Source organism: Clavibacter davisi (genome assembly GCF_052751415.1).
The window spans coordinates 480,404-494,219 of the sequence record NZ_CP199882.1 but is presented as its reverse complement, the minus strand read 5'-3'; the positions used below and the strand labels follow the sequence as shown (position 1 = coordinate 494,219).

The window sequence follows — 13,816 nt, the reverse complement described above, 5'->3', positions numbered from 1 at the left end:
AGGCTTCGCATCCACGATGCCTACGCTGGGGGAATGCGCCATTCCGGGGATGTGGATGCGTTCGTCTGGGACGAGCCGTCGATGCGCCCCGGCGACGGTGCGGCCGGCGCGACCCCGGTCGTCGACCGGCACATGCGGCTCCCCGACGGCCACGCGCGCCGGCGGGTCGTGGCGCTCGCGGGGCTGCTCGCCGTCGTGGTCGCCGGCATGGTCGTCACCCACAGCGACGGCCGCGGGCTGTGGCCCGACATCTTCTACGCGGCGGCCTTCCACCTCGCGCTCATCGCGGCGCTCCCCCGCGTGGACACGGTCGTCCACGGCGCCGCCGTGCTCGTGTGGTGCACCGGGATCGAGCTCCTGCAGATCACCGGGTGGCCCGCGCTGTGGGCGCTGCACGTGCCCCTCTGCCGGCTGCTGCTCGGCACCGGGTACGACCCCGTCGACCTCGGGGCCTACGCGCTCGGCGTGCTGCTGGTGCTCGCGGTCGACCGCCTGCTGCGCATCGGCCGCGGGCTCGACGACCCGACCTAGGCCACGCTCCAGAAGTGCACCTGGGCGCCGGGGTGCTCGGTGGTGATGGCGGCGTCGAGGTCGCGGAAGTCGTTGTCGAGGTTGTGGCCGACCATCTTCACGATGTTCCCGCCGGCCCTGGGCTCGATGGCCGAGACGATCTGGGTGTGATCGGGCGAGGAGTTGCGGTTCCAGTCGAAGATGACGATGTCGCCGACCTTCAGCTTGTCGCGGTCCGCGAGCTCGAGGCGCGTGATGCCGAGCGTGGACGCGTTCGAGGTGAGCCACTTGTCGAAGGTGGGCACGTGGATCCACGGGTAGGTCCAGTCGGACCCGCCGCCGCGGTTGTGCCACTCCGTCGTCATCTCCCAGCCGCGCTGGATGAGCGTCTGGCTCACGAAGTTCACGCAGTCGCCGCCGGACGGGTTGAAGTTGCCGTACTCCTTGAGGTTGTAGGAGTCCCAGTGGGCGAGCGCGTACTGGAGCTGCTTGTCGACCGGGGTCTGCGCGGCGTACGCGGCGGTCGCCGTCGTGAGCGCGGCGTCGCCCGCCATGACCTGGATCTCGGCGGACCGGTCCTCGTAGTCGGCGGAGCGGGGCGCCACGACCGTGACGGATCCGTCGCCCGCCACCTTGAGGTCGGTGCCCGCGGTGCCCGCGAACATGACGGCGGTCGCGGCGGAGAGGCCGACGCCGGCGAGCGTGACGGTCTGGCCGCCCGAGACGGAGAGCGTGGCCGGTTCGACGGAGGAGACGGCGGGCGCGGATCCCGACGCGGCGGGCCGGCCGTCGGCGCCGAGAACGGCGCGCGGTTCGGGCTCCTGGCGGGTGCAGGCGGCGAGGGCGGCGGTCACGGGGACCGCGAGCGCGGCGGCGAGGATGCTGCGGCGGCGGATGTCGGCGGTCACGAGCTGCTCCGGGAGGTAGAAGGGGTGCGCCGGGATGCCGGGCGCGACCAGGGTACCCCGCGACCCCGTGCGTCCCCCGGACGGCGCGACGAGGGCCGCCCGAGAGGGAGCACGCGCGGCCGCGGGCGCGAGGACGCCCGAGTGGCCAGTCGATCGACTTGTGGAGAATCGGATGCCTTCCACTCCCCGAGAACCATCCTCATGGAAGCGGCGACCGACGCCGCGTGCACCGCCACGAAGGACATCCACCGAGGAGGCACCGATGACACGCATCACCTCAGCACCATCTCGCACCAGGAACGACCGCGGACGGATCGGACGCGCGCACCAGCACGTCGCCGCGCTCGCCATCGCCATCACCACGGCACTCGCCGTGGTGATCGGCTGCTCCATGCCGGCCCAGGCAGCCGAGAGCCACCCCGCCAGCGCGGCCGCGACCGCGCACGTCACGGCGGCCGAGGCCCGAGCGGGAGCGGCCATCACCGCCACCGCCGCCGCGGTCACGACGAGCGGCGGCACGAGCACCACGCTCACCCCGACCGACCCGGGAGTGAAGGACCCGCACGCGCTCGGCGCGAGCGCGAAGTCGGCCGGCTGGGACAGGCACGGACCGTGGGTCGACATCAGCAAGGACGCGTGGCCGATCATCACCGCCAGCGGGGGCGCCGGTGCCACGGTCAGGTTCTGCGCGATCGCCAAGATCGGCCCCTTCCTCTGCTTCCTCGGCGTGATCGCGATCGCCGCCGTCACCGAGTGGGTGAAGCACCACCCGCCGTGCCCCGGCGACCAGAAGTTCAAGTTCTACTTCGGCGACACGCCCAGCTACTGCCACGACTGATCCACCCCCTGCGATGCGCGTCCCTCCCCCGGAGGGGCGCGCATCCGCGCATAGGGTGGGGTGATGAGCGTCGACGTGACCCACGACCCCGACGGCTCGCGCTACACGCTGTGGCTCGACGGCGAGCGCGCGGGCTTCGCGGACTACCTGATCCAGGGCGACCGCATCGTCTTCACCCACACCGAGATCGACCCCGCGAAGCGGCGGGGCGGCCTCGGAGGCGAGCTGGTGCGGGCCGCCCTCGACGACGTGCGCGGCGGATCACGCACGGTCGTGGCCGCGTGCCCCTTCGTGGCGGAGTGGATCGACGAGCACCCCGACTACCGGGAGCTCCTCGAGCGCGGCTGAGGCGGGTCCGCCGGGCCCGGGCCGGGCTGCCCGCGGGGCGCGTCGCCGCGCCCCGCGAGACCGCTCCGCGATGGGATCGAGCCGTCACGGAGCCGCCCGCGGCAGTCGAGCGCAGCCGCTCGAGGCGGTTCGGTCGTGCCGCTGCCGACGCTCGGCCCCGAGGGGCCGGAAGGCCGACAGCAGGACACTAGGCGTCCCTCGTCCGGGGGAGCGCATCGCGTCGCCGAGCGGACATCCGCGGTTCGCGGGGTGGACAGCGGGCAGCGCGCGACGCCGGTCAGGGGACGCGCGTCAGCCACTCCGGCGTGGAGAACTTCTCCTCCACCAGCTGGCGGGTCTTCGCCCACTCCTCGGGCGTCACCTCGCCGGGCTTGCCGCCGTAGAGGCCGGTGAAGGTGGTCTTCATCCGGTCGATGATGTCGGCGCGGCTCATGCCCGTCTGGCTGCGGAGCGGGTCCACGCGCTTGGCGGCGCTCGTGATGCCCTTGTCGCTGATCTTCTCGCGGCCGATGCGGAGCACCTGCACCATCTTCTCGCCGTCCATGTCGTAGCTCATGGTGACGTGGTGGAGCACGGCGCCGGCGCCGAGCCTCTTCTGGGCGGCGCCGCCGATCTTGCCGGTGGGGCTCGTGATGTCGTTGAGCGGCTGGTACGACGCGTCGATCCCGAGGGAGCGGAGCGCGGTGATGACCCACTCGTCGAGGTAGGCGTAGGAGTCCGCGAAGGTCATGCCCTGCACGAGGTCGACGGGCGCGTAGATCGAGTACGTGATGACGGCGCCCGCCTCCATGTACATCGCGCCGCCGCCGGAGACGCGGCGCACGACGTCGAAGCCGTGGGCCGCGGCCTGCTCGGCGTCGACCTCGTTGCGGAGCGACTGGAAGCTGCCGATGACGACGGCCGGCTGATCCCACTCCCAGATGCGGAGCGTCGGGTTCCGGCGACCGGCGCCGACCTCCTCGGCGAGCACCTGGTCGAGCGCCATCTGCTCGACAGGCCGGTAGGCGCGGTCGTGGATGACCTCCCACTCGTAGTCGCCCCAGTTCGTGGCGCGGGCCAGCGACCGGCGGATCGCGACGGCGACGGCCTCGGGCGAGAAGCCGAGCAGCACGGCCTGCGGCGGGAGCGCGCGACGGATGGCGGCGGCGATCGCGGCCGCGTCGCTGTCCTCCGGGAGGCCGTCGACGGCCCGGTCGATGGCCTCGAGCGCGTCGTCGGGCTCGAGGAAGAAGTCGCCCGCGAGACGGAAGTCCGAGATGCGGCCGTCGGTCACGTCGAGGTCGACCACGACGAGCTTGCCGCCGGGGACCTTGTACTCACCATGCATCCCGCCAGCCTAGGCCGCGGAGGACCCGGCGCTCGGCCCGGAATCGCCGCGGGCACGCCGATGTGGGACGGTGGGACGTGCGCATCACCTGGGCGGTCGTCCGCCTCCTCACCGCCCTCGCCGTGCTCGTCGCCGTCGTCAGCCAGTACGTCGTGAGCTCGGCCTACTGGCGGAGCGTCGGCGTCGAGGGGATCGAGGGGAAGACGCTCGACTTCCTCCTCTACTTCACGATCGAGTCGAACCTGCTCGCGGGCGTCGTGATGGCGGTGGGCGCCGTGCGGCTGCTGCGTCGCGCGCCCCTGCCCGGTCGCGGCTGGACCGTGCTCCGGCTCGTCGCGACGACGTGCATGGTGACCACCGGGGTCGTCTACAACCTGCTGCTGCGCGGGCTGCCCACGATCCCCGGCGCCTCGCTGCCGTGGTCGAACGAGGTGCTGCACGTGGTGGTGCCCGCGCTGGTGCTGCTCGACTGGCTGCTCGCGCCGGATCGGCGGCCGCTCGGCTACGGCGCGGTCGGCCGGGTCGTGGTGTTCCCGCTCGTCTGGGTCGGCGTCACGCTCGCCCGGGGGCCGTTCACCGGCAACGAGGTGACGGGCGCGGCGACGTACTACCCGTACCCGTTCCTGGATCCCGCCACGGGCGCGGGCGGCTACGGCACCGTGGCCGTCTGGGTCGTCGTGATCGCGGCGTTCATCTGCGGGCTGGCGCTGCTGCTGATCGCCGCCGGCCGCCGCTCCTCCCCCGCCCGGCCGGCCTGAAGCGCCCCCGCCGGGCTCGGCCGATTCGAACATGCGTTCGAACATCCGGGCTATGCTCGCGCCATGAGCATCGCGTTCCAGGCCTCCCTCTTCGACGACCTCCAGGCGGAGCCGGGCCTCGGCGCGCTCGGCCGGGAGGTCGAGCGGCTCGACCTCGGGCAGGGCGCCTGGCTCGACATCCGGCCCGGCTGGGTCACCGACTCGGACGCGCTGTTCGAGCGCCTCGTGGAGGACGTCGAGTGGACGGCCGACACGCGGCTCATGCACGGCCGCGTCGTCGAGGTGCCGCGCCTGCTCTCGTGGTTCGGCCCGCGGGCCACGCTGCCCGCGCCCGTGCTGGTCGAGGCGCGCGACGCCCTCAACGACCACTACGGCCGCCCGCCCGGGCAGGTGCTCGAGACCGCCGGGCTCTGCTTCTACCGCACGGGCGACGACAGCGTCGCGTGGCACGGCGACCGGGTGGGGCGCGCCATCGACCGCGACACGATGGTCGCCATCGTCTCGGTCGGGGCGGCGCGCACGCTCTCGCTGCGACCCAAGGGCGGCGGTGAGGTGCGGCGGTTCCCGCTCGGGCACGGCGACCTCGTGGTCATGGGCGGCAGCGCGCAACGCACGCACGAGCACGCCATCCTCAAGACGGCGAAGGCGGTGGGGCCGCGGATCAGCATCCAGTTCCGGCCGGTCTGGCCCGTCTAGGGGCACGCCGCCCGACGGCGCCGCGGATCCCGAGACGGGACGCGGCCGCATCGGGAACGCTCCCGCTGTTCAGGAGGTCTTCCGCCGGAAGTCGCGTCGAGCGACCCGCTGTTCCCCTCGGACGGGGAGGATCGCGCCTGGCATCGACGCTCCCGGGCGCGACCCGCCCGGATCCCCCGCGTCGAGCCGAGCACGCGCCCCGCGGAACGCCGCGACGGCGTGCGCCCTCCGCGTCGCCGCTCCGCGGGATCCCCGCCCGCATCGCCCGGCACGATCCAGGAAGAGAGACAGCCACCGTGAGCACCTCCAAGCCCGAAGAGCACGCCCCGGACGTCGACCTCGAGGCCGGCGTCGACGCCGCTCCCCCGCTCGACCCCTCGCGCCCGTACCGCGGCGCCGTCCGCCCGGGCGTCAGCCGCCGAACCGTCCTCATGGGCGGCGCCGCCGCGATCATGGCGGGCGTCGCCGCGGGATCCGTCGCCGGATCCGGCACCGCGAGCGCCACCGCCGCGGCCGCCGCCACCCGTCGCGGGCTCACGCACAGCATCCGCGACGTCGAGCACGTGGTGATCCTCATGCAGGAGAACCGCTCGTTCGACCACTACTTCGGCACGCTCCCGGGCGTCCGCGGCTTCGGCGACAAGCAGGCCGTCGAGCTCCCGGGCGGCGGCACCGTCTTCGCGCAGCCCGACGCGACCCGCCCCGACGGCGGCCGGATGCTGCCCTTCCCGCTCGACTCGTCGCGCTACAACGCGCAGGGCGCCGGCGGCCTCGACCACTCCTGGAAGGGCGGGCACGCGGCCTGGAACAAGGGCGCGTGGGACAACTGGGTCGTCGCCAAGAGCGAGCAGACCATGGGCTACTTCACGAAGGACGACCTCCCCTTCCACCACGCCCTGGCGTCCGCCTTCACGATCGCGGACCACTACCACTGCTCCCTCATCGGACCGACGACGCCGAACCGCCTCTTCCAGTGGACCGGCACGATCGACCCCCGCGGCACGGCCGGCGGCCCCGCCATCGACAACCCGGACGACTACGCGCCGGTCTTCAGCTGGACGACGTACCCCGAGCGCCTGCAGCAGGCCGGGATCAGCTGGAAGACGTACGCGAACGACGAGGTCGGCGACGAGGGCACGCACCCCTACGTGGGCGACTACGGCGACAACCCGCTGTGGCTCTTCCACCGGTACCACGAGGCGCTCGCGTCGTCGGATCCGGCCACGCGCGCGCTCGCGGAGGCCGGCGGCCTGCACGACGGGTGGAAGCCCGACTCCGGCAAGGGCCTCGACGTCACGCACCTCCTCAGCGAGTTCGGGCGCGACGCCGCCGCCGGCACGCTGCCCGCCGTGTCGTACGTGGTCGCGCCCTACGGCTGGAGCGAGCATCCGAAGGCGAGCCCGGACTACGGCGCGCACTACACGAACGCGGTGATCCAGGCGCTCATGAGCAACCCGGACACCTGGGCGCGCACCGTCCTCCTCATCAACTACGACGAGAACGACGGCTACTTCGACCACCAGCTGCCGCCGCTCGCCGAGCCAGGCACAGCCGACGAGTACGTGGACGGCCTGCCCATCGGCTACGGCACGCGCGTGCCGCTGACGGTCGTGTCGCCGTGGAGCCGCGGCGGCTGGGTCGACTCGCAGGTGTTCGACCACACCTCGGTGATCCGCTTCCTCGAGACGTGGACGGGCGTGCACGAGCCCAACATCTCCGACTGGCGGCGCACGATCTCGGGCGACCTCACCTCGTGCTTCGACTTCGCGCACCCCGACTTCTCGATCCCGTCGGCCGCCGAGGTGCTGCCCCTGAGCGCCACGCAGGCGCTCGTCGCCGCCGCCGACGCCGACATGGCGAAGCCGCCGGTGCAGGAGCCCGCCGTGGGCGCGCAGCGGATGCCCGTGCAGGAGGACGGCACCATGCGCCACCGCCCGCTCCCCTACCGGCAGGACGCGGACGTGGCGGTGGACCGGGCGAGCGGCCGGGTCACGATGACGATGCGCAACGGCGGACGGCAGGGCGTCTCCCACCAGGTGTTCCCGAACATCGCGCTGCCGTTCGCGTCGACGCCGTTCACGGTGGCGCCGCGCGGGACGGCGGCGTACACGTGGGACGCATCGGCGCACGCGGGGGCCTACGACTTCAGCCTCTACGGGCCCGACCGGTTCCTGCGCCGCTTCGCCGGCACCGTGGTCGCGGCCGGGAAGGACGACGTGCCCGTGCCCCGGGTCTCGGTCGAGACGATCCCCGGCGGCAAGCCCGTGCTGCGGCTCACGCTCGCGAACGACGGGACGCCCTCGGTGCACTACACGCTGACGGCGAACGACTTCCTCACGCGCGAGCGCCACGAGACCGTGAAGCCGGGCCGGAGCACGACCGTGAACTGGCCGGTGGACGAGTGGGGCTACTACGACGTGGTGGTCACCGCGGGCGACGGCTTCCGGTACCGGTACGCGGGTCGCGTGGAGTAGCGCGGCGACGCACGACGACGCCGGCCGGCCCCGAGGGACCGGCCGGCGTCGTCGTGCGGGCCGCGTCAGGCGCGGGCGCGGTCCTCGTCCACCGTGGCGGCCGGGCGTCCGACGGCGCTCGCGGGGCCGAGGTGCGCCACGGACGGATCCGGGCGGCCCTCCTCCACCCGCTCCGGGTCGAGCGGTCGGGCGGCGAGCACCACGGCGTCGGCGTCGGCGAATCCCAGGTGGGTGAGCAGCGGGACCCAGAGGGCGCGCAGCCGATCCACCTGGTCGCCCGCCGCCGGACGCGGCGACCGGTACGAGAGCACGCCGAACGTGGCGCTGAGCAGCACGTCGACGGTGTGGTCGAGATCCGGGACGGGGAGATCCCGGGCGGCGAGCTCCGCCTCCAGGTGCTCCCGCGTGAAGCGCCACACGTCGAAGCGCCGCTCCACCGCGAGGCCGAGGCGCGGCATGTCCTGCAGGAGGCGGACGGCGCCGGCGGCGACCGGGCAGACCTCCACGGTGCGGCCGGCGGTGAGGAGGAAGACGACGAGGTCGGACAGCGCACCCGAGCCGTCGAGCGCGGCCTCGATGCGGAGCCAGCGGTCCTCCTGATCCTCGACCACGGCGCCCGCGAGGCTCTCCTTGGACGCGAAGAGGTGGTAGCCGATGGCCGACTTGGGCTTCCCCATGGCCTCGGCGACGCGGGAGAACGACGTGCCCTCGTAGCCGTGGGCCGCGAACAGGCCTCCCGCCGCCTCGACGATCTCGCGTCGGGCCCGGGACACCGCCTGCTGCCGTCGATTCATGTCACGCTCCCGTCTGCCCCGGCTCGGGTGGGAGGGAGTCTACGCAGCCGGAGCCGCGGGACGCCGACGCCCCTGTGAACGGGTGCCGCCGGGATCGGCGGCGAGGGCCTCCGGACGCCGCCCTCCACAGGTGGTGAGAACGGTTCTCACGGAGGGATAGCATCCGCACGCGCCCTCGCGCAGACCCCCTTGAATCGAAGCTGGATCCCGCATGCCCTCTCGTCCCTCGTCCCTCCCACCCGTCGAGGCCCGCGGGCCCGCCGAACGCCCGCCCACCGCGGGCCGGATCCTGGCCCTCGCCCGCCGCCGCCCGCTGCCCGCGCGCGCCCGGTCCGTCGCCCTCGGCACGGGCATCGTCGCCCTGGCGGCCGTCGCCGCGCTCGTCGCGACCGCGCTCGCGGGCACCGGATCCGCGTCCGCCGCGTCCGATCCGGCCGCCGAGCGCGCCGCCTCCGGACTCCGCGCGCTCGAGGGCTCCGCACCCTCGTGGTCCGCCGCCGTCCCCGCCGTCCGACTGGGCGACGCGCCCGCGGACGCGACGGCCGCCTTCACGGTGCTGCTGGATCCGGCCCGACCCGACGCCGCGCCGGCCGTCGCCGCGTGGCTGCGCGACCGCGGCCTCGACGTGGGCGACGCGCGCGGCGAGGTCTCCGCGCTGCCCGTCTCCGGCACGCTCGCGCTCGCGTCGCGGGCCTTCGACACCGGGTTCGCCCGGTTCCGCGTCGGCGGCCGGGAGGTCGTCGCACCGGAGCGGACCCTCGCCGTCCCCGCGGCCCTCGACGCCGTGCGCGGCGTCGCCGGCACCGTGCAGGGCGACGTGCTGATGCCGTCCGACGCGGAGTCGGACGCCGCGCTCGCGGCCGACACCGCGGAGGCGCCCGCCGCCGCGACCCCGATCCCCGCGCCGATCCCCGGCCAGGCGTCCGGCGGATCCCCCGCCTCCTCCGCCGACGACGGCACGTGCGCCGCGTGGTGGGGCCAGCGCCTCACCGACGCGTGGCCCGCATCCGTCGCCGTGGCCCACCGCTCCAACTCGCTGTGCGGCTACGGCCCGGCGCAGCTCCGGCGCGTCGACGACGTGCCCGCCGAGGACCGGGGCGCCGGCGCGACCATCGCGATCGTCGCGGCCTACGACGACCCCGACACGAAGGCCGACACCGACACCTACTCCCGCACGGTCGGCGAGCCGGTCTTCACGGCCGGCCAGTACCGCGACCACCCGTCCGCCTCGCCGCGCACCGGCATCTGCGGCGGACCCACGGCGTGGACCGACGAGCAGCACCTCGACGTGCAGGCCGTCCACGCGATGGCGCCCGACGCGGCCGTCTCCTACTGGGGCGCCGACGACTGCACCAGCACGAGCCTCTACACGCGGATCCTCGACGCGGCGGAGGACGGGCCCGACGTGATCAGCCTGTCCTTCGGCGCGATGGAGGGCCTCGACACGGCCGACGACCGCGAGCTCCTCAACCGCGTGCTCGTGGAGGCGGCGTCGCGCGACGTGTCGGTCTTCGCGTCCACCGGCAACGACGGCGACTACAGCGGCGTCGGCGACCACGGCGGGAACGCCACCGTGGCGTCGCCCGCGTCCAGCCCCTACGTCACGGCGGTCGGCGCGACCAGCACCGGCCTCGCCCAGGACGGCTCGATCGCCGTCGAGGCGGGCTGGGAGACCGAGACCCGCTTCGCGCGCAACGGCGCCCTGATCCCGCCGGGCTTCGCGTTCGGCGCGGGCGGCGGCCAGTCCGCGGTGTACGCGCGACCCACCTGGCAGGCCGACCGGCTCGCGGTGGCGGGCACCGGCAGGCTGCTGCCGGACGTGGCCTCGCTCGGCGACCCGGACACGGGCTTCATCACCTACGGCCCGCATCAGGGCCGCACCGAGTACGCGGCGCACGGCGGCACGAGCCTCGCGACGCCGATGGTCGCCTCCATGGTCGCGATCTCCAAGGCCGTCACCGGCCGGCGCTTCGGCCTCGCGAGCCCCGCGCTCTACGCGCTGATGGGCACGGGCGCGCTGCGCGACGTGCAGCCCTCGTCCGCCGCCACGTGGTCCCCGAAGGGGCCGTCGGCGGGAGCGCTGTGGCCCGAGACGCTCTTCCTGTGGGACACCGGGAGGCAGGGGCTCCGCTCCGCGCCCGGCTGGGACGACGTGACCGGGGCCGGCGTGCCCGCGGGCCGCGCGTTCATCGACGGCCTCGGCGCGGAGGCGGGACGATGAGCCGGGCTGCGGTCCGGGCCTCGCTCCCGACGACGCGGCGGCTCGGCGCGCGCGGATCCCTCGGGATCCTCGGCGCGACCGGCGCCACCGCCCTCGCGGCGCTCCTCGCCCTCGGCGGGCTCGCGCCCCTGGCGGCGCACGCGGCCGACGTCGTGCTCGCGCGCGCCTCGGGCGTGGAGGTCATCGACATCGACGGCGACACGCTCACGGCGCCGACACCGCTCGCCGAGTGGTCGGCGGGCCAGGCGGTGGCGCGGGAGGCCGCATCCACCGGCGACGTGATGAAGCTCAACACGACGCAGACGACCGGGCTCCGCTCCACGGCCGGCCCCACGGGCGCGTCCAGCAGCATCGCGAGCGGCCGGTTCCAGCTCCGCGACCGGCCGGCGATCGTCTTCTCCGGCCTCACCGTGTCGTGCACGCCCGGCGGCACGCCCGCCGTGCACCTCGACCGGCTGACGATCGGCGGCGCGGACGTGACCGCCGAGGCGGACGCGACGCCCGGCTGGTCGCGCGACCTGCCGGCGTCGGTCTACGGCGCGACCCGCGTCATCGTGGGATCCACCGCGAAGGGCGACGACGGGTCCGCGACCACGCTCGGCATCGACGTGGAGGCGGAGGGCGGGGCCTCGGAGATCTGGCGCGTGCGCGCCGGATCCGTGACGTGCCAGGCGGCCGCCGCCGTGCCCGTCCCGACGCCGTCGGCCTCGCCGACGCCCGCGCCCGCTCCGGCTCCCGACCCGGACCCGACGCCCGCGCCCGGGCCGACCCCGGCGCCGGATCCCGCCCCCGCACCCGCCCCCGGCCGCGTCGCGACGGGCGTCACCGTCACCGCCCCCGACGGCACGCGCGTGATCGACGGGCAGCCGCGCGTCGAGGGCCTCGACCGCAGGTCCACCGCCGACGCGCTCGCCGCGACGGACGGATCCGCCGAGCACGCCTCCTCCACGCGCGTCGAGACCGGCGCGGACGGCACCACCACGATCGGCGTCGGCTCGTTCGAGCAGCTGCCGGGCGCCCCCGGCGACCCGCTCGCCCAGTACCGCTGGACGGCGTTCCGGGTCTACGGGCTCACCGTCACGGTCACGCCCACGGGCGAGGTCGCGACGGAGTTCACGGATCCCGGCAGCGCGGTCTTCGTGGACGGCCGCTGGATCGACACCACCACCGACCTCTACACGGGCGTCGACGAGAAGGGCGCGCCCCGCGTCACCGTCGCGTTCGGCGAGCACGAGACGGCGGCCGACGGCACCGTCACGGTCACCGGCGTGCACTACCGCGACCTTACGGGCGCCCACCCGGACGTCCGCCTCGGCACGGTCGTCGTGCCGCCCGCGGCCGGGCAGGTCGTCGGCGCGTACGGCGTCGGCGTCACGGCGGCCGACGGCACGGCGCTCGTCGCGCCGCAGCCGGCCGCGACCGTCGCCGCGCCGCACGCCACGGCTGCCGCCGCGACCGGCACGGGGACGGATCCCGACACCGCGTCGGCCGTCGCCGTCGACCTCGGCACGGGCTCCGCCGCGGGCACCGCCACGGTCGACGTGGGCGGGTTCCGGCAGGTGCCGGGCGCCGCGACGGATCCGCTCGCCGACTACCGCTGGCCGGCCCTCCGGGTCGCCGGCCTCCACGCGGCCGTCTCGGCCGCCGGCGCGATGACCGTGTCGTTCGCGGATCCGGGCAGCGCGGTCTTCGTGAACGGCGTGTGGATCGACACGACCACCGACCTGTACACGGGCGTGGACGAGCACGGCACCCCGCGCGTCGAGGTGCGGTTCGGCGAGCGGTCGGTCGCGAAGGACGGCACGGTGACCCTCACCGCGCTGCACTACCGCGACCTCACCGGGCGCTTCCCCGAGGTGCGCCTGGGCGTCGTGACGGTGGCGGCGGGCAGCGGGTCGACGCCCGTGCCGGATCCGTCGCCGACGCCCGTCACGATCGTGCCGGACACGGCGCCGGCCGGCTGGTCGGCGTACGGGATCCGGGCGACCGGGCCGAGCGCCGTGGCGGCGACGCCGGTGGCGCGGCCGGACGACGCGGCCGCCGCGGCCCCGGCCGCGCTCAGCGCCTCGGAGGCGACCGCGACCGACCCGGGCGCCACCGCCGGGGACGGCGCCGCGGGGCAGATCCGCGCGACGGGCATCCACCTCGCCTCGAGCGGCGGATCCGGCAGCGCCTCCCTCGACGACATCGCGCTCTACCCGGGCAGCCGCACGGCGGTCGCGATCCGGGGCCTGCGGGTGCAGGTCGACGGCGGCACCGTGCGCGTCTCGAGCGACGGCGGCAGCATCGCCGGCGCCTCGCTCGCGGCCGGCGACATCGCCCCGGGCACGCGGTTCGCGCTGCCCGACGGCGGATCCGCGGCGCTCGCGGAGGACGTGACCACGGGCGCGTCCCGCACGGTCACGGGTCTCCACCTGGTCGACGCGTCCGGCCTCGACGCGGACGTGTCCGCGGCCGTGGTCACGACGGCCGCGGTGGCCGACGCCGGCGGCTCGGGGTCGGACCCGGGCGCCGGCAGCGGCTCCGGGACGGGCACGACGCCCGGATCCGGCACCGCCACCGCGGGCACCGCCTCCCCCGGCGCCCTGTCGGCGGACGGCTCCAGCCCGGTCGGCACCTCCGGCGCGAGCTCGGCCGCGAGCCTCCGCGGCTCGCTGCCGCGCACCGGGTCCTCGCCCGCGGCGACGCTCGCCCTCGCGGCGCTGCTGCTGGTCGTCGGATCCGCGGGCGCGCTCGAGGCCCGACGCCGCCGCCGCGCGCCGACGACGAGCCGCCCGACGCGCGCCTGATCGGGTCCGGCCGGACACGCGCTCCGGCCGGACGCCGCGCGCTCCACCCCCGCTCCGCCCTCCCTCCGCCCTCCCTCCGCCCACGCGGAGCGGAGGGCGGAGCCGTGTCCGCACCCGCCGCACGCTGTCGCCGCAGGCCCCGTCCCGCACCGT

Annotated in this window: 11 protein-coding genes; 8 read left to right on the top strand and 3 right to left on the bottom strand. The window is 75.3% G+C overall.

Annotated features, from left to right (window positions below):
- The first annotated feature begins 33 nt into the window (after nucleotides 1–33).
- Complete coding sequence (locus ACU4ZT_RS02405) at nucleotides 34–531, top strand: ribosomal maturation YjgA family protein (protein ID WP_063072484.1); 498 nt, start codon at nucleotides 34–36, stop codon at nucleotides 529–531.
- Here the strand turns inward: ACU4ZT_RS02405 and ACU4ZT_RS02400 are convergent.
- Entirely contained in the window at nucleotides 528–1,418 is an 891-nt protein-coding gene (locus ACU4ZT_RS02400) for an amidase domain-containing protein (RefSeq protein ID WP_445337789.1), read from the bottom strand. The two genes, ACU4ZT_RS02405 and ACU4ZT_RS02400, sit on opposite strands and share 4 nt — an antisense overlap.
- 262 nt (nucleotides 1,419–1,680) lie before the next feature.
- On the opposite strand from ACU4ZT_RS02400, the gene ACU4ZT_RS02395 reads away from it, so the two are divergent.
- Both ACU4ZT_RS02395 and ACU4ZT_RS02390 read left to right on the top strand, forming a co-directional pair.
- Complete coding sequence (locus ACU4ZT_RS02395; RefSeq protein WP_445337788.1) at nucleotides 1,681–2,256, top strand: hypothetical protein; 576 nt, start codon at nucleotides 1,681–1,683, stop codon at nucleotides 2,254–2,256.
- Nucleotides 2,257–2,319: 63 nt separating this feature from the next.
- Entirely contained in the window at nucleotides 2,320–2,604 is a 285-nt protein-coding gene (locus ACU4ZT_RS02390) for a GNAT family N-acetyltransferase (RefSeq protein ID WP_063072487.1), read from the top strand.
- Between the two features lie 277 nt (nucleotides 2,605–2,881).
- On the opposite strand, the gene ACU4ZT_RS02385 is transcribed toward ACU4ZT_RS02390, so the two are convergent.
- Nucleotides 2,882–3,931, bottom strand: coding sequence for a lipoate-protein ligase LplAB (locus ACU4ZT_RS02385; RefSeq protein WP_063072488.1), 1,050 nt, complete (start codon nucleotides 3,929–3,931; stop codon nucleotides 2,882–2,884).
- Between the two features lie 77 nt (nucleotides 3,932–4,008).
- On the opposite strand from ACU4ZT_RS02385, the gene ACU4ZT_RS02380 reads away from it, so the two are divergent.
- The 3 genes from ACU4ZT_RS02380 to ACU4ZT_RS02370 all read left to right on the top strand — a co-directional run bounded on the left by ACU4ZT_RS02380 (nucleotide 4,009) and on the right by ACU4ZT_RS02370 (nucleotide 7,859).
- A complete protein-coding gene (locus ACU4ZT_RS02380) occupies nucleotides 4,009–4,689 on the top strand; it encodes a Pr6Pr family membrane protein (protein ID WP_445337787.1) in 681 nt (226 codons plus the stop codon).
- 63 nt (nucleotides 4,690–4,752) lie between these two features.
- Nucleotides 4,753–5,385 carry an alpha-ketoglutarate-dependent dioxygenase AlkB gene (locus tag ACU4ZT_RS02375; protein ID WP_445337786.1) on the top strand — a complete coding sequence of 211 codons (633 nt, stop codon included), beginning with the start codon at nucleotides 4,753–4,755 and terminating at the stop codon, nucleotides 5,383–5,385.
- Nucleotides 5,386–5,681: 296 nt separating this feature from the next.
- Nucleotides 5,682–7,859 carry a phosphocholine-specific phospholipase C gene (locus ACU4ZT_RS02370; protein WP_063072491.1) on the top strand — a complete coding sequence of 726 codons (2,178 nt, stop codon included), beginning with the start codon at nucleotides 5,682–5,684 and terminating at the stop codon, nucleotides 7,857–7,859.
- A 65-nt stretch (nucleotides 7,860–7,924) separates the two neighbouring features.
- Here the strand turns inward: ACU4ZT_RS02370 and ACU4ZT_RS02365 are convergent, their stop codons facing one another.
- Entirely contained in the window at nucleotides 7,925–8,653 is a 729-nt protein-coding gene (locus ACU4ZT_RS02365; RefSeq protein WP_445337785.1) for a TetR family transcriptional regulator, read from the bottom strand.
- Nucleotides 8,654–8,864: 211 nt separating this feature from the next.
- Between ACU4ZT_RS02365 and ACU4ZT_RS02360 the strand changes: the two genes are divergently transcribed.
- Entirely contained in the window at nucleotides 8,865–10,874 is a 2,010-nt protein-coding gene (locus ACU4ZT_RS02360) for a S53 family peptidase (protein WP_445337784.1), read from the top strand.
- Nucleotides 10,871–13,663, top strand: a complete 2,793-nt coding sequence (locus ACU4ZT_RS02355) for a hypothetical protein (protein WP_445337783.1) — start codon at nucleotides 10,871–10,873, stop codon at nucleotides 13,661–13,663. The genes ACU4ZT_RS02360 and ACU4ZT_RS02355 overlap by 4 nt, the downstream gene beginning before the upstream one ends.
- The last annotated feature ends 153 nt before the right edge of the window (nucleotides 13,664–13,816 follow it).